The organism is Bifidobacterium asteroides (assembly GCF_048001765.1).
Classification (GTDB): Bacteria; Actinomycetota; Actinomycetes; order Actinomycetales; family Bifidobacteriaceae; genus Bombiscardovia; species Bombiscardovia asteroides_K.
Genome location: NZ_CP181447.1, coordinates 1684961 through 1700184, shown reverse-complemented (window position 1 = coordinate 1700184; position 15224 = coordinate 1684961). Strand labels below are relative to the sequence as shown.

At 57.1% G+C, this 15224-nt stretch carries 11 protein-coding genes; 4 read left to right on the top strand and 7 right to left on the bottom strand.

Annotation, left to right across the window (positions count from 1 at the left end; all coding sequences use genetic code 11):
* Positions 1-8: 8 nt before the first annotated feature.
* Positions 9-620 carry a Type 1 glutamine amidotransferase-like domain-containing protein gene (locus ACNAOV_RS06945; protein ID WP_416517149.1) on the bottom strand — a complete coding sequence of 204 codons (612 nt, stop codon included), beginning with the start codon at positions 618-620 and terminating at the stop codon, positions 9-11.
* Between the two features lie 172 nt (positions 621-792).
* On the opposite strand from ACNAOV_RS06945, the gene ACNAOV_RS06940 reads away from it, so the two are divergent.
* A complete protein-coding gene (locus tag ACNAOV_RS06940) occupies positions 793-1512 on the top strand; it encodes a hypothetical protein (protein WP_416517148.1) in 720 nt (239 codons plus the stop codon).
* Positions 1513-1520: 8 nt separating this feature from the next.
* On the opposite strand, the gene ACNAOV_RS06935 is transcribed toward ACNAOV_RS06940, so the two are convergent.
* Entirely contained in the window at positions 1521-2222 is a 702-nt protein-coding gene (locus ACNAOV_RS06935) for a LuxR C-terminal-related transcriptional regulator (protein ID WP_416517147.1), read from the bottom strand.
* 99 nt (positions 2223-2321) lie between these two features.
* Positions 2322-3635, bottom strand: coding sequence for a PspC domain-containing protein (locus tag ACNAOV_RS06930; protein WP_416517146.1), 1314 nt, complete (start codon positions 3633-3635; stop codon positions 2322-2324).
* Positions 3636-3748: 113 nt separating this feature from the next.
* Between ACNAOV_RS06930 and ACNAOV_RS06925 the strand changes: the two genes are divergently transcribed.
* A complete protein-coding gene (locus ACNAOV_RS06925; RefSeq protein WP_416517145.1) occupies positions 3749-5653 on the top strand; it encodes a PspC domain-containing protein in 1905 nt (634 codons plus the stop codon).
* Between the two features lie 346 nt (positions 5654-5999).
* Here ACNAOV_RS06925 and ACNAOV_RS06920 read toward each other — a convergent pair whose 3' ends face one another.
* The 4 genes from ACNAOV_RS06920 to ACNAOV_RS06905 form a co-directional block, all read right to left on the bottom strand.
* Positions 6000-7556: an alpha/beta hydrolase family protein gene (locus tag ACNAOV_RS06920; RefSeq protein WP_416517144.1), complete on the bottom strand. Its 1557-nt coding sequence runs from the start codon at positions 7554-7556 to the stop codon at positions 6000-6002.
* Positions 7557-7600: 44 nt separating this feature from the next.
* Entirely contained in the window at positions 7601-8257 is a 657-nt protein-coding gene (locus tag ACNAOV_RS06915; protein ID WP_416517143.1) for a DUF4125 family protein, read from the bottom strand.
* A 12-nt stretch (positions 8258-8269) separates the two neighbouring features.
* A complete protein-coding gene (locus tag ACNAOV_RS06910; protein ID WP_416517142.1) occupies positions 8270-10300 on the bottom strand; it encodes a DUF4037 domain-containing protein in 2031 nt (676 codons plus the stop codon).
* A gap of 173 nt (positions 10301-10473) precedes the next feature.
* Positions 10474-11493 (bottom strand): LacI family DNA-binding transcriptional regulator, encoded by a 1020-nt coding sequence (locus ACNAOV_RS06905; RefSeq protein ID WP_416517141.1) that lies wholly within the window; start codon positions 11491-11493, stop codon positions 10474-10476.
* A 223-nt stretch (positions 11494-11716) separates the two neighbouring features.
* Here ACNAOV_RS06905 and ACNAOV_RS06900 point away from each other — a divergent pair, with 223 nt between their 5' ends.
* Positions 11717-14728: a glycoside hydrolase family 2 TIM barrel-domain containing protein gene (locus tag ACNAOV_RS06900; RefSeq protein WP_416517140.1), complete on the top strand. Its 3012-nt coding sequence runs from the start codon at positions 11717-11719 to the stop codon at positions 14726-14728.
* A 5-nt stretch (positions 14729-14733) separates the two neighbouring features.
* Complete coding sequence (locus tag ACNAOV_RS06895) at positions 14734-15171, top strand: hypothetical protein (protein ID WP_416517139.1); 438 nt, start codon at positions 14734-14736, stop codon at positions 15169-15171.
* Positions 15172-15224 lie beyond the last annotated feature (53 nt).

Genomic DNA, 15224 nt, shown 5'->3' with positions numbered 1-15224 from the left:
GGTGCTCTTTAGAGGATGGTCAGGCAATGTCCGTGGACAGCCACGGCTTGGCTGTTGCTGATGGCCACCATGGGACCATCATTGCAGTAGTGGTCAAGAATTTTTCTGGTCACCTCGGCGAAAGGCTCGGAATCAAGGTGGGGGAGGAGGCGGAAGTCCACCAGACCCAGCCCGGTGGTGAAGTCCAGATCCGGGGCGGCCGAGCGCGGATCCATGGCATCCAGGAAGCCGATATCGGGACCGGTTACCACAGCGCCGGCCGATTCGCCGATATAGGGTTTGCCCTGATCCACCTGCTGCCTGATCAGATCCGCAGCGCCTGAGCGACGCAGCTCCTGCAGCAGGAAGAAGGTGTTGCCGCCGGATAAGTAGATTAGGTCGTCCTCCTCCAGGCTTCGGCGTATGGTCTCCGGATCGGAGGTCGAGACTTCCAGGTCGTCGATCCTGCAGCCCATGTCAGTGAATGCCTTGCGAGCTTCCTGGACATAACCACCTGAACGCTGTGGGAGGTTGGCCGTGGGAATGAAGGCCACCGTATGATTCTTGGCGGAGCCCTCGAGGAAGGCGGGCAACCTGTCAGCGGTAGCGGAGAATGAGGATGTGAGTAGCAGTCGACGCATGACGGCTCCTTTCGTACCGGGCGGGCCTTCCGCCCAGGGCAGGTTGCAAAACATAAGATTCGACCATGGCTGGCTTCAATATATCCATGCACCGGTCTCCGTATAGTGATTGACCACGTGCCTACTGGAATCTGCCGTAGGCCCTGTAGGTCCAGATGTTTATTCTGGGGGCATGGCAAGGCAGCATCGGGAGCTACAGCAGGGATCCGGTCAAGGCGTATCGGACGACCTGTCAGGCGAAGATATATTCAGCGACGACCGTCCCGATCCCGTAGCTCCAGGCGGCAGCATCCTCTTCGCCCTGCCCGGGACCTTGGTGGATTGGGACCCACGCCGATCCCTTGTTGGACAGTACCCTGACGGGGTGGTCGATATGGTGCTTGACCCGGAGGACCCTTGGGGCTTCGCCTGCGTCAGCAGACAGATCAATCTGGGCGTGGACCCGCAGCAGGCACTGGCCGACTATGAAACCAGTCACGGGCCTGCGGTCGCCTGGGTGGTTAGGGTCTGTCTGGAAAACTACACCCTGGCAGTGAAAGGCCTGCTTCCAGGAGCATCGGACCTGTTGGGGGATTTGCAGCGAGCTGGCCTGACCCTTTGGGGTATGGCGGCGACGACCCGTCAGCTGATCGAAGCGGCATCCGAAGCCCTCTCGCCGCTCTCTGCCTTGAAAGGTGTCTTGATCTCATCCGAGGAGCATCTGGACCTTTCCAATCCGCTCTTCTATCGTCTAGCCCTGCGCCGCTTCGCCATCAGCCCCGGGCATACGATCTTTGTTGATGCGGATCCTGAACATGTGGCTATAGCTGCCAGACTGGGCATGGAAGGAATTCTTGCCCAGGACATCAGCAGTCTGCGCCAGCATCTTCGTCAGCGCGGCATCGTCTGCTGAGCGGACTTTCAGACGATGCGGCGGTCTGCGGCCCAGCGGGTCAGTTCGGTCCGGTTGGACAGCTGGAGTTTGCGCAGGACGTTGGAGACGTGGGTCTCAACCGTCTTGATGGAGATGAACAGCTCGGAGGCCACCTCGCGGTAGGTGTAGCCTCGGGCGATCAGGCGCATGACCTCCTGCTCGCGCGCGGAGAGCCGATCCAGTTCGTCGTCTTCTGTCAGGCCGGCATCTGTGGCCTCGTCCTCCTGGAAGGCGGAGAGTACGAATCCGGCCAGCTTGGGGGAGAAGACGGCGTATCCTTCGTGTACCTGGCGTATTGAAGAGACCAGGTCCTTGGCAGAGATGGTCTTGGTCACGTAACCACGGGCTCCGGCGCGGATGACCGAACCCACGTCCCTGGGCGAGTCGGATACGGAAAGGGCCAGAAAGACCGACTGGGGGGAGAGGGGATGGGAACGGCTCAGAATTTCGGCGCCCCCGCCGCCCTGGCCGCCGGGCACGTGCACATCCAGCAGAACCACGTCGGGACGGGTCTGCGCGACCATGAGGATGGAGGACTCCACGTCTGCCGCCTGACCCACGATGTGAAAATGCGGCTGCAGGGTAGTGATGACGCCGGTGCGGAACATCTCATGGTCGTCGACGACGGCTACGCGAATGTTTGCGGACCCATCCTGGGCTTGATGGGGCTCTGCTGCAGTCGTGGTCATGGGCGTGGTTCAGCCCGCCTTTCCCGACGCGGGGTCCTCAAGTGTGGATGGGATCGGACCGGCACGCGTCTGTGAATGAATGGTTCACCATGCATCCTATCATTGCTGGGCATCAGTCCCTTTTTCGGCCTGACCAACCTTGCCCTCCTGATGCTGGCTGGCCTCGGACAGCGGCATGTGCATCCTGACCTCGGTGCCCCAATCAGGGCGGGAGACGATTTCGACCCTGCCCCCACGTCGCCGAATCCGGCCGATGATGGACTCGCGTATTCCCAGACGGTCAGCTGGAATCGCATCCATATCAAAGCCCGAACCGTGGTCGCGCACGTAGACCTCAACCTGATTCCTGCGGGCCTCGCAATATACGGAGATGGGTTCACCACCGTGGGTGACGGCATTGACCAGGGCCTGCCGGGCCGCGTTGAGCAAGGCATCGGTCTGGGCGCAGGGCATGGCGTCGCCCACGGTGACCACCTCGATTGGCTTGCCGGATTCGTCCTCCACCTGTGCGGCTATCTGGCTCAGCCCGGTGCTGACTGAGCGGTCTGAGGGGGTGCGTTCCTGGTAGAGCCAGTTGCGCAGATCTCGCTCCTGGGATCGGGCCAGGGTGAAGACGGTATGCGGGTCGTCGGCATGCAGCTGAATCAGGGCCAGGGTCTGCAGAACGCCATCGTGCAGATGGGCTGCCATATCGGCCCGCTCCTCCTCGCGTTCCTTCATGGCGCGTTCATCGCCCAGCTGGCTAATGATTGAGCCGACCCAGGGCACAACCACCGCGGTTACGCCTACAAGAAGCAGGCCGGCCAGGACTATCAGGGTCAGGGCCCAATGCAATTCCTGGGTGGACAGCAGGAAGATTACCGCAGCCGACAGGATCAGGGCCAGGCTTCCTATCAGGGCCGGCAGGTGATAGCCGGTTCCTTGGTTCTCCGGCCTCAGCCAGGCCAGGACCAGTCCGGCGCAGAAAAGCAGGCAGGGGACGACAAAGGCGGGGCGCATACCGCTGTTGAGCAGAATGACCGCAGTCAGCAGGAGGATGATGCCCAGGCCTGCCAGCAGTCTGGTTACCCGCCCGGGGGTGATGCTGCGATCCTCCTTCTGACCTGGTTGCCCAGTAAGGATGCTGGGCGCCAGCGGGGCTGACCGCGGGTCATTCGGTTGGACTGCCTGTGTGGGATCGCCCTGGGGAAGTATCAACCAAAGAAAGCAGTAGACCACGCAGGTGATCATTTTGGGAGCCAGGAGAACCATGACCAGGCGTATCCAGAAGACGGGAATACCCAGGTGCAAACTGACGCCCTTGCAGACGCCGCACAGGATCCTGCCCTTGTGGGGCCTCATCAGGGGCATGCGCGCAGGGTGCAGAGGAGGCGGTTCCTTCAGCGTTTGCTGTTCCTGCATGGGTGCGTTCATGCTTCCATTATCGTTTTCGGACGGTGCCGATAAGGCAATAAGGGAAAGAAATCAGGGTTGAATCAGGGTGTTCCCCCATAAGATTCACGCTCGCTGGGTGTTGTAATGAAGACATGAATGGTGAGATGAACGGCAATGGCCCTGATGACGGCTGGCAGCGGAAGTCCGATAGGTTCTTCCGCGCCTGCAGGGAGTCCTATCTGATTCGCGACCAGGGATGGATCGGCGGCGTCTGCGTAGCTCTGGCCCGTCGACTGGGCTGGAGCGTGACCCTGGTCAGAGCGCTGATGATTTTGGCGGTCTTTCTCTTCGGCACCGGTGCCGCCTTCTACGGTTTTGCCTGGTTCGTCTTGCCGGACAGGCGTGGGGTCATCATTGCCCAGGAGTTGATTCACGGGATTTGGCATGCTTCCATGGTGGGCATCATCATTTATTGGCTGCTGGCAATCCTGATTCCTGGAGTCGGAATCTTTTCCCTGGCTTTGGGTGCGTTGATCCTGTATCTTCTTATCCGGTGGAGCCGCAACAAGGCCTTGGAGTACCAAAGAGGGTACTGGGCTGGGCCGGATGCCGGCAGGTCGGTTTCGGGCGATCCTTGGGTGATGGGACCGCAGTATTCGGAACGGCCGAGTGGCGCAGGTTCGCAATGGTATTCGAATCAGCCTGAATATCCGAGCTTTTCAGGGTATGAGGGATACCAGGATTACACAGGGACGCGAAGCAATACACAGACAGCAAGTAATGCGAGCTCGGAAGGATTCAAGGACCAGCCGGAGCATTCCGATTCGTATGGAACTTTGGGACAACAAGGGGAGGTAACCTCTCTTGGACCCATCTCTGAGACAGAGGATTCGGCCAACGCTGGCAGCGATTCGAATAATACGCAAGATGGGGGCAATCCCATCGCTGGTGCAGTTCCCGGAGGTTGGACAGGCGCAGAAGGCCCTGCAGAAACTGCTGGGAACATGAATCAGTCATATGGATTCAGTGCCTGGCCGGGCTATGGCACAGCCGGGTCATTCTCGACAGGGCCGGGAATAGCCCCTAAGGCTCCGTCGGTTCCGCCACGGCTGCGACGTCGCCCCGCTGGACCTGTGCTGGTCAGTCTTCTGTCAGGACTGATTCTGGTCTCCGGAGCAGGGGTCTGGTGGATGGCCACGAACCCCTATCGCGGATTGAATGCGGCCTTGACCTATGCTCTGATATGGGCTGGAAGTGTCACGTTGGCACTTGGCGTGGTCATACTGATCCTGGGCTTGATGGGCCGCAGGTCAGGAGGATTGACCCCCATTGCCTTGCTGGCCTGCCTGGTTGTCCTGATTCTGGCTACCGGTTCGGCCATACCAGGCATTGAGCAAACCCAGAACCGCAGGGTCTTGGCCGACTACGCCACAGTTCAGGTTAACGGCAATAACCATGGGCGTTTGTTGGGGGCGGACAGTTCAGACATGAGGCGTTATCGCCGCGGTATCAAGCTGGTCGGAGACCAGTACGATCAGGGAAGTGCCGTCATTGACCTGACTGATTATGAGCAGAAACACGGCACCCATCGTGTTCAGATTATGGATGATGCGGTGAGTACAGTCTCAGGCTGCCCGACGGGCACCGTCCGCCTGGCTGTGGCCTATGCTGACGTTCGCCTGCTCATACCTAAGGGATGCAGTTTGTCCTATAGGGAACACGCCGACCTCTACAGGGTCTTGGGATCAGGGGCGGCTGACTGGATAACCGAGACGGGACAAGGAAACTGGATGTGGTGGGGCAATACGTCGTCATCAGCTGAACGACGCGATTGGGAGGAAGCCCTGCGAGCATCCAAGGAGGATCAGTGGCATATGCCCGACGAGCCCGAATTGATCGTCGAAGCCAATCTCATGGCCGGTGCACGGGTCACCGTGCAAGCCCAGGGGAGTGCTACCCAGCCGAGGCGGGCGCAGCTCTACAGCGGCTTGATCAATGATTATTGGGATTACAGCTACAATCCATGGCAGTTTGGGGAGGATCAGGAAGATGACTGATACGCAGCAACCAGAAGGAGACCAGCCGATGGATCGTCAGGAACGCATCACCAAGGCCGTGCCGGTTGAATCCACACCCCCGATTTACCAGGTTCGGATGCAGCCGCCGGAGCCGGTCCGTCCTAGCGGGCCCAGCCTGCCTACCATCATTTTTGGCGCCCTGGTTGGACTTTTGGCTCTGACCATGTTGGCTCTAGGATTGGTCTTTCTGCGTTACGGTACGGATCTGACCATAGTCGTACCCTGGCAGCGGGTTATTCCATTGATTTTTGCCGGCCTGGGCGTAGTGCTGATTGGCGCGTCTGTATTAGCCTGGCTGGCATCGGCAAGGCGCACCCGCTCTGTCTCAAAAGACCAGGATATTCCAGAAGATCAGGCTGCCAAGGATGGCCAGAGACCCCAGCAGGATCAGGGTCAGGGTCAGCCAGTGGCCAGCCCCGGCAACAGCCGGCTTGCCGTCAGCTCGGTTGAAGATAGAGGTCAGGGTGCTCGCCAAGAGCAGGATGAATACCAGACACAGAACGGACAACAGGGACCAGTATGATGCCATCATCGAGGACAGATGCATGAGGCCAAGCGCCTTGCGGACCACAGTAAAGGCATAGGCCAGCAGGGCAGTCATAAGTCCTGCGGCTAGCAGACCTAGCGACCAGAGCCGTCCGGTCAGACCTTTGTTGAAACCTGACTGTCGGCGGTCTTTGTCTTGATCCCGCAGATGTGAGCTCAAGGCTCCAATCAGGGCAGAGACAAGGGCGGCTGCCAGCAGAATGGGGCCACTGGCCATCAGGGTCAACAGGGCGGTCAGCGAAGGTATCAACCCTGTATTCGTGTGCTCGGGCACTTGATTGAGCTGATGGGGCTGGCTGCCGGCAATCATAGGAGTCGACCATTGTTCGGCTTTAGTGCCCAGTACTACAGCGTTGATCCAGTCTTCCAGATTATGGGTATATCTGGGTTCCAGGGGCAACCCGGCCTTGGCCAGCCGACTGCCGGTGCGGATCTGATGGTTGGTGGGGTAGTAGCGCAGGGTCACGTTGTCGTTGCCACTTTCATGCGCCCTGCGGATGATCTCGTGAGCACCCTGTTCGACTGGCATGGAGACATCCATGGTGCCAAAGTTGACCATGACCGGCATCCGCAGCTGATCCAAATAGGGCAGGGAGGGAAAGTCGGCGTACTCCAGGCCCAGCAGGGACAGGTCCATGCCCATGAGCCGGGGTATCACGTTGCGGATTCCCTTGGGTGCGCCAATCAGATCCAAGTAGCTGGTGGCCGCCATGGCCATCTGCCGTCGTCCCGGGTAGACGGGGGGCGAAGTCAGGATGGAGAAGGCGATGCTGGGGTCCTTGGCGGTCATGATGGACGATATCCAGGTGCCCTCGGACTCGGCGTACAGGCCTACTTTGGTTGGATCCACACCTGGCCAGGAGCGTAGACGGTCAAGGGATCGTCCATAGTCGGCGGCCATGGCCTGATAGTCGCGGTGGAAGGTGGTGTAGGTGTCCAAACGCTTGTCGGGCACCAGGGTGGTGATGCCGGCCGAGGCCATGGCTGAAGCCAGGTCGCCGTATACTTCGGAGGATTTGCCCGTTCCGGCGCCATGGATGAACAGGCAGGCTGGTCCAGTGCCCTTACGGTCGCTTGGCTCTCTGACGATGGCCTGGACACGGACCCCGCCGTCCAGAGTGATGCTGATCTTCCGCTCCCTGACTTGGTGGGTGCCCTCAGGGGTGGTGGGACCCAGCCTCGAGGCGACGGCAGTGGAGCGGGTCGAGACCTGCAGATGGTCGCGGTAGGGTTCCACCTGCCAGTCCGGCGTCATGGCTTGGCCCAAAAGGAGCATAATCAGCAGGATGACCACAAAGGAGGCGGCGGTAAAGCCCGCCCGTTTCAGCTTTTGCACCCGTCAACTCTACCCGACTGCGCGACTGGTTGGTCAGATGGACCTCATGATTGTGGTTCAGGTGGCCGGTCCTGGGCCTGCTCGGCTTCGTCCAGGGTCTCAAAGCCGTTCAACTGCACCGTGGCCAAGATGGTTTCCTCGGTAAGATTGCCGCCCTTGGCCTCGATTTGGTCCACCATGGACTGGTAAAGATCCAGCGTTCGGGCCGAGTAGGTGCCCAGTTCGCCACGCAGATAGGTCTCGAAGGAAGTGGTCTCCGGCGTGTCCTCGCTGGTGCGCAGGACCCGCATCTCCTGACCTAGACGGGGGTAGCGCTCGCGGAAGTCCTTGGCCCAGGCCACCTGTCTGTCGATGATGCGCTCCTGCTGCTCCTGGCGATCCAGACCCAGCCTGGGCAGGTAGGGGGCGATGCTGTTGTGGTACTGGTCCGGGGCTGTGGACTCCATCATCCGCCCGTACTTCTCGGTCAGCAGGTTGCGTCCCTCTTTGTCGGCCTGATCCAGGTCGTCCGCATAGCTGGTCAGCAGGGGATGTGGCCAGGTCAGAAACTGGCTCAGGCGCATCTGGTGGAACATGGGCCAGTTGCCCTGACAGTTGGCCGGACCACCCTCGTTGTTGACCTGCTGGAACTGCTTCCATTCGTGGCGGACGATCCGCTCGCGCAGGGATTCCTCATCCTGACATTGCTCGTCGTTAGCCATCTTTGGCTCCTTTCAGATGCTGTGCAGAACCGGATCGTCGCTGGAGATGTGGGCCTCGACATAGGGGCGCTGCCACTCCAGGAAGGTCTCGGGGCTGTTGGTTAAGCCCTCCGCTTGCAACTCTTCTACGATTCTGGCGCAGATTGACTCTACAAGTTTGCTGACGCGTTCAGCGGCCGGTCGGGCTCCCTTGCCGCCTTCGCCGAAGCCTTGCCCCCCGTAGCAGGCAGCCGAGGCCAGGCGCAGAATGTCTTCCAGTTGCTCGGTCAGGTCGGCCAGCCTGGTGGCCATTCGTCCGCTCAGTCGCCGAAGGGCCGCGAAGGTCCACTTGTAATAGGGAAGATACCCGACGGTAAGCGGATTGTTGATCAGGAAGATCAGGGAGGCGCAGGCTTTGATGAATTCGTTGATTGACAGCATAGCCGCAGCACCATCGCCCCGCTGTAGACTCCGCGGCAGGTTATACTGGCCCGCTTGGGCAATCATGCCCAGGCGACGGGAGATCAGACAGAGGCGCACATCGTCGGGCATGGCCTTGAACCCCTGCCGGGTGGCCAGCATCTGTCCCAGAGGATCCGCGAAAATCTTGCCATTGGTGGCTGCTGCCAGCGTGGCCTCGTCCAGGAGCAGCCATTCGTGTGGGTGATCTTCCGGGGGCGCCTGCCGGTAGCCGGTCAGAGATTCGAAGAAGGCGCCGATTTCAAAGACGCCCACGCGTCGATTAGCCCCCTTGGCTCTGACGCTGTCGGTCCGCGAACCGAACCCCATGAACTCAGTAGGCAGGGCCTCATAGTCCTTCTGCAGCTGGTCGCCGATGGCCTGGTAATCCTCGCTGGTCAGCCACAGGCAGAAGCCCGGACCGAAATCGTGGTCCCGGGATATGGCATCGTCAAAGCCGTAGCAGTCCGAGCCATGGCCCATCAATCCCACGGCAATCCGACTGCGATATTGAGGGTAGCGTTCCTCCAGCATGGGACGGCCCACCTGCTCCCAGTAGGCCTTGGCCAGGTCCAGACCTTGAATATCGGGGCGAAGGTCGTGCCGATCGTTGTCATTGCTGTGATTCCCGGCCGGTGGCCGGTCTGAGCTGGTACTCGGCTGGCTGGATGCGGGTGCGTCGGCCTGGTTGGATTGGTCCTTGTCCCTGTTTTTCTCAGCAGTGGCCTGGGCCTGGTCCAGATTGGCCTTGGTGATCTGGTAGTAGTCGCTACCCTTGCCGTACCGATCCTCAATGATGGCCAGGGCCTTGCGGTAGGTGTCTGCCGACTGGCTGAATCGTCCGGTCATATAGCAGATCTGGGCGAAGCCTGCCAGGGCCGAGGCATAGTGTGCGCTGTTCTCCAGGTGGCCGGTTCGATAGATGTCCAAGGCTGTGCGAGCCTGGTCCCAGGCCTCCTGAAGGGTCTCCGGATTGTCGTTGCGTTGCATAAGCATAAGGGCCAGATTGGTGTGTGTGGTGGCCAGATCCAGATCCCGGGAAGGATCAGTACTGGAATTCTCCAGGATGCCCATGGCCTGGCGCAGTTCCTGCTCGGCCTGGTCGGGCCGATCGGTTTCGCTGTAGAGCATGGACAGGTTGTTGTGCAGGGCCGCCAGCCTCCGGTCCTTGGGCCCAAGGGTTTTGCCTGCAGAGGCAAGCGCCTGCCGGTAGAGGTCTTCAGCCTGGTCGTACTTCTTGGCTGCCCGCAGACCTGTGGCTGCATTGATCAGGGTGGTTGTCCAGGCCTCCGACCCCTCTATGCGCATGCGTGAGGCCAGTTCGATGGCGCGCTGGATCATCCACATATTCTCCTGGTGGCGACCCTGGGACCGGTAGAAGCCCATGGTTTCGTTCAGTACGGTCAGCAGTCCGGCATCATCGCCCGCATTCTCCGCATCCACCAGCGCTTGTTGCAGGTAGGGCTCAGCCTCATCGCGGGCCTTGCCGGCGTTAAAGATGGCATCCAGGCCGTCCAGGAAAGCTTGGGTGTCGAAGCCGTTGTTAGCATTCGTATGAGCTGGGCCATCGTTATAGGTCTGGTCTACTTGTCCACTCTCTTGCATTCGATCTCCGACTTGTTTCATGATGTGTTCGCCATTAAAACCACTAGTACTATCGTAGGCTTTGAAAAGCTTGCAGGGCGTGGCGACTGTGATGAAATTCGCTGTTTTGATGCTTGAGAAAGCTGTAATTAAAATTTTGTCAGATGGTGGTTTATGGAAAATTCGGCAAGTCCTTAAAGGGACTCCCGATTGATAAGCCGCATGTGCAATATTTTTGTGCTGGGTTCTTCTCCGTTAATCATGGCCAAGGCAAGTTGAGCAGCCACGCGTCCTTCTTCAAGCAAGGGTTGATGGATCGTGGTCAGTCTTGGTTTTATTCGCGCGGCTATAGGATGATCGTCGTAACCTATTACAGAGACGTCGTCAGGTACGCTGAGATTCCTGGAGGCAAGGGCAGCAATAGCTCCTGCGGCTATACGGTCGGAGCCGGCCAAGAGCCCGTCGATGGATATATCGAGATCGAGCAAGTGGCTTATTGCGGAATAGCCTGATGACTCATCCCACCCCGTATATACGATTCGACTTTCGTCAAGGCCTGCTCCGTATATCGATCGGTACCCTTCCAGGCGATCTGGCACTGCTGGATTATCTGCAGGTCCCAGAATGATGGCGATTTGTTTTCTTCCTCGTTTCTGCATTGCTTTCGCTGCCATGGCTGCACCTTCGACATCGTCGGAATAGACGTTCGAAAAGACCGCGGTGTAAGGGTTATTCTGTAGCTGCCCGCACAGAACGGCTGGAAGATGCTGATTCTGTATGGATTCCAAAAGTTCCATTCCTTCGTATGGGGAGATGTTGATAACTGCGTCGACTGTATGTTGTTCTAAATGTGTTTGAACACGTTTACGTTCAAAAGCGGAAGAGGCCTGCATGAGTACAGGCAAATACGAGGTGTGCGAAAGCTCTTCGGATATTCCGCGCAGAAAGGCACCATAGGTAGGATCGGAGAGCAGTTCGTCAAGCGGTTCAGTAATCAGAATGGATATGGTTTCCGAACGTCCAATAGCCAGAGCCCTGCCTTGTGCGTTAGCAACGAAACCGAGTGCCCGTGCAGCATCTTCGACGCGCTGCGTGGTTTGCCTGCTTATACGTTTTGAACCATTCAGGGCTCGCGAAGCTGTAGAGCGAGAAACACCTGCCTTTTGAGCTACATCATGCAGAGTGATTCGTTTGCTACCCCGAATTAAGCCCATGTGACCTTCTCTTTTATACGACGTTTGTTGATATTGTATCTGCCGGTCATCGATGCCGACGGTAAAGGCATTTCACTTTGTGTTGATACAGAATATTCAGGGCGGCTATCTTAAGGCCGAGCAATCAGTAGAAATACAACCGGTTGCACAATTGGCAAAGATGACGTATCGTTGCAGACAACCGGTTGCACAATAGTGGCGCCTGTCGCAAAGGAGCGTATAGATGGGAACAATTAACGACTGGGAAAACCAAGAACTGACATCAAGGAATCGTTTGCCTGCTCATGCATACTTCTTTGGCTATAAAAGCAGGGAACTGGCCAACACGATGTCGCGCGAACTATCCCAGGGGTTCATGGATTTAACGGGCCAATGGCATTTTCGGCTGTTCGACGGACCTGGTCGGGTGACTTTGGAGGATTTGTCCAAATTCAATGCTGACTGGGACAAAGTAGATGTGCCTCATATGTGGCAGGCAGATGGATACGGCAAGTTCCAATACACTGATGAACTTTATCCCATCCCAGTCGATCCTCCGAAGGTGGCATCCGCAAATCCTACTGGTGTGTATGTTCGAACGGTTGATATCGATATGCCAGCCGATGGGTATCGAACCATCCTCAGGTTTGATGGTGTGGAAAGTTACGCAGAACTCTATCTGAACGGCCGCTATGTGGGCATGACTAAAGGGTCGCGTCTTTCAGCCGAGTTCGATATCACCGATTTTCTCCTGGACGGAGAGAACTTGATTGCGATCAAGGTCCTCCAATTCTGTGATGGCACCTACTTGGAAGATCAGGATATGTGGTGGGCAAGCGGAATCTTCCGCGATCTTTATTTACTGGAAAGACCAGTGCAGGGACTCGTTGATTTCTTTGTGCACACCCACCGTACGGAGGAGGGCAATGCAGAGGTGACTCTCGATTTGGCCGATTCTCCGGCAGACAGGATTGTGTGGACCATTGCGCAGGGAGATAAAGTCATATCGTCCGCTGAGGCTGTTCCGGGAGCCTCTACCAGCGTCACCTTGGATCACCCGGTTTTCTGGAATCCAGAGGAACCTTATCTGTACCAGATGATGCTCTGTGTGCAATGTGGAAACGAGACTGTTGAATATGTTCCACATCGCCTCGGGCTGTCGGAAGTGACCATTGCTGACGGGCGGATGCTGCTCAACGGCTCGTACTTCAAAATGAACGGCGTCAATCGTCATGATTTCGATGACAGGCATGGCAGAGCGGTGGGCATGCCTAGAGTTCGTCGAGATCTTGAGCTCATGAAACAGCACAACATAAATGCCGTACGAACCTCGCATTATCCCAATGACCCGCGGTTTTATGAGTTGTGCGATCAGATCGGCCTCATGGTGCTGGCTGAAACTGATATGGAGACCAACGGATTCGACGATGTGGGCCAAATTAATCGATTGACCGATGATCCTCAGTGGCGTATTCCATACGTCGACAGGATTACACGGTTGGTAAAGCAGGAGCGGAATCACGCTTCGATTGTGATTTGGTCGATGGGAAATGAATCCGGTTACGGTTGCAATATCGATTCAATGGTCAAGCGTTGCAAGGAGATCGATCCCTACCGTCCGACTCATTATGAAGAGGACAGGAACGCAGATAGCGTTGACGTGATTTCAACCATGTATTCGCGTGTGAGCCAGATGAACGACTTTGGCGAACACCCTAATCCCAAACCAAGAATCATCTGTGAATATGGGCACTCCATGGGTAATGGTCCCGGCGGATTGAGCGAGTACCAAGCAGTGCTGGACAAGTGGGATTGCATTCAAGGGCACTTCATTTGGGAATGGGGCGACCAAGGGCTGCGGCAGAAGGACGCACAGGGGCGCTCATTCTATGCGTATGGCGGAGATTTTGGCGATTATCCCAATAGTGGTCATTTCTGCATTGATGGCATGGTCTTTCCCTGGCAGGAACCTGGGCCCGGGCTTGAAGAATACAAGCAGGTCATCTGTCCTGTGTCTGTCAGCTACGATCATGGCAAGCTGCTTGTGAAGAACAAGCGGTTCTTCACAGATCTGAGCGATATCGAACTGGAGCTGGCAACCCTATACGATGGCCGTGAGGCTTTCAATGAACGTGTTCAGCCAGGACCCCTTGCCCCTGGCGAGACTAAGTCGATTCCAGTTCGAATCAAGATCGCTCCAGTGGGGGAAACCCGTTTGTCTGTGCGAGTAATATCCACCAAATCCCATATCTGGGCGCCGGCCATGTTCCAGATTGGAATCTATCAGTTTGATATTCAGAACGTTGCCGTTTCGCCCCTTGCTGCACCGAAATCAAAACCTGTCGAAGTCAGGGATAGGGCTGATTCAATCGAGGTGCAGACGCAAAAGAATGCGATGCTCTTCGACAAAGCCACAGGCGAACTGAGAAAATGGAGTCAAGACGGCAAGGACTTGCTGGTTTCTCCCATTCGCCTGGGATTCTGGACGCCCCTGATCGATAACCATCAGCAGGAGTTCGACTCGATCTGGATGCCCAAGAATATTCAGATAATGCAGACGGTGGTCGGAGGAACCTCATTCTCTCAGGACGGCGGACATGCCTTGGTCCGTGTGGAGGAACGAATTGCGCCTCCCTCCTACGATTTCGGCATGAATGTAATTCTGACCTATTGCATTCGGCCTGAGGGGCGTCTGGAAGTGCGAGCTCAAGGCACTCCTTATGGGAATTACCATGACATTATTCCCCGAATGGGCATATCCATGGAGTTGCCTGGTGACTGTCGTCAAGTCGAGTGGTATGGACGGGGCCCTGGTGAGAATTATCCGGATTCAAAAACGGCCAATGTCATTGGCAGGTGGTCCACAGATGTGGATTCTATGTTCACGCCCTATGTGTTTCCGCAGGATTGCGGCAACAGAGGTGATGTGCGTTGGGTTGCGTTGACGAATCATCGCGGGAACGGCCTCCTGGTAACACGGCCATCCAACAGCGCTGAGCATCCTTTCTCATTCTCCGCTTGGCCTTACAAGAGCGAGGACATTGATCAGGCTCGGCACACGACTGATCTGCAAAAGCGATCTTCAGTCACTTTGAATATCAATGAGAAAGTGCTGGGTCTGGGTTCCAATTCATGGGGCTCCGAGGTACTCGACAAGTACCGTATTCGCTTCGAATCGTTTGATTTCACGTTCTCGTTGCGACCACTCTATGAAGATGACCTTACGTCGGCGTTGATGAATTTCGAGGAGGATTGACCGGTATGTATCTTTTCAAGACGCGCTCCTATTTTGACAAGGCCACTGGTGCAGTTAAGAAGTGGGCCAGATCTCAGGAAGCATTGACCAAAGCGCCGGGGCTTCTTCAAAACGTCGCTTATTCCGTGGGGGACTCAGTGACGTACTGGTGGGATTCGGCGACGAGTTTGTCAAGCGCGGATTTCATCGGTCACAGGCGGTATTTCACCGTTTTGGCCAGCATGGATTTTGATTTTACGGTCGAGATCGCACAGAAAAGTCGCCTTTCTGTCTCCTGCCAGTATGACGACCTTTCAGACAGGGAGCTGTTCCACGGTTCGGGAGACAAAATCACCGTCGAAGGGGGCCAGATCCTTGTTTGCGATATTGATGAAGCGGTCAGAATAATTCCTGGCTCACAGGCACACGTCAATGTCCTGCACGTCACCATTGAGGATCTGTAAACGATGCATCCCCTCTTTTCAGTCAAGAAGCCGCCATTCGATCTTGCAGCGAC

Bases quoted from the DNA above. Each gene is read 5' to 3' on its own strand.
- ACNAOV_RS06915 (WP_416517143.1), bottom strand. From the start codon at position 8,257: ATGGCTAACGACGAGCAATGTCAGGATGAGGAATCCCTGCGCGAGCGG.
- ACNAOV_RS06925 (WP_416517145.1), top strand. From the start codon at position 3,749: ATGAATGGTGAGATGAACGGCAATGGCCCTGATGACGGCTGGCAGCGG.
- ACNAOV_RS06895 (WP_416517139.1), top strand. From the start codon at position 14,734: ATGTATCTTTTCAAGACGCGCTCCTATTTTGACAAGGCCACTGGTGCA.
- ACNAOV_RS06945 (WP_416517149.1), bottom strand. From the start codon at position 620: ATGCGTCGACTGCTACTCACATCCTCATTCTCCGCTACCGCTGACAGG.
- ACNAOV_RS06910 (WP_416517142.1), bottom strand. From the start codon at position 10,300: ATGCAAGAGAGTGGACAAGTAGACCAGACCTATAACGATGGCCCAGCT.
- ACNAOV_RS06935 (WP_416517147.1), bottom strand. From the start codon at position 2,222: ATGACCACGACTGCAGCAGAGCCCCATCAAGCCCAGGATGGGTCCGCA.
- ACNAOV_RS06905 (WP_416517141.1), bottom strand. From the start codon at position 11,493: ATGGGCTTAATTCGGGGTAGCAAACGAATCACTCTGCATGATGTAGCT.
- ACNAOV_RS06940 (WP_416517148.1), top strand. From the start codon at position 793: ATGGCAAGGCAGCATCGGGAGCTACAGCAGGGATCCGGTCAAGGCGTA.
- ACNAOV_RS06930 (WP_416517146.1), bottom strand. From the start codon at position 3,635: ATGAACGCACCCATGCAGGAACAGCAAACGCTGAAGGAACCGCCTCCT.
- ACNAOV_RS06900 (WP_416517140.1), top strand. From the start codon at position 11,717: ATGGGAACAATTAACGACTGGGAAAACCAAGAACTGACATCAAGGAAT.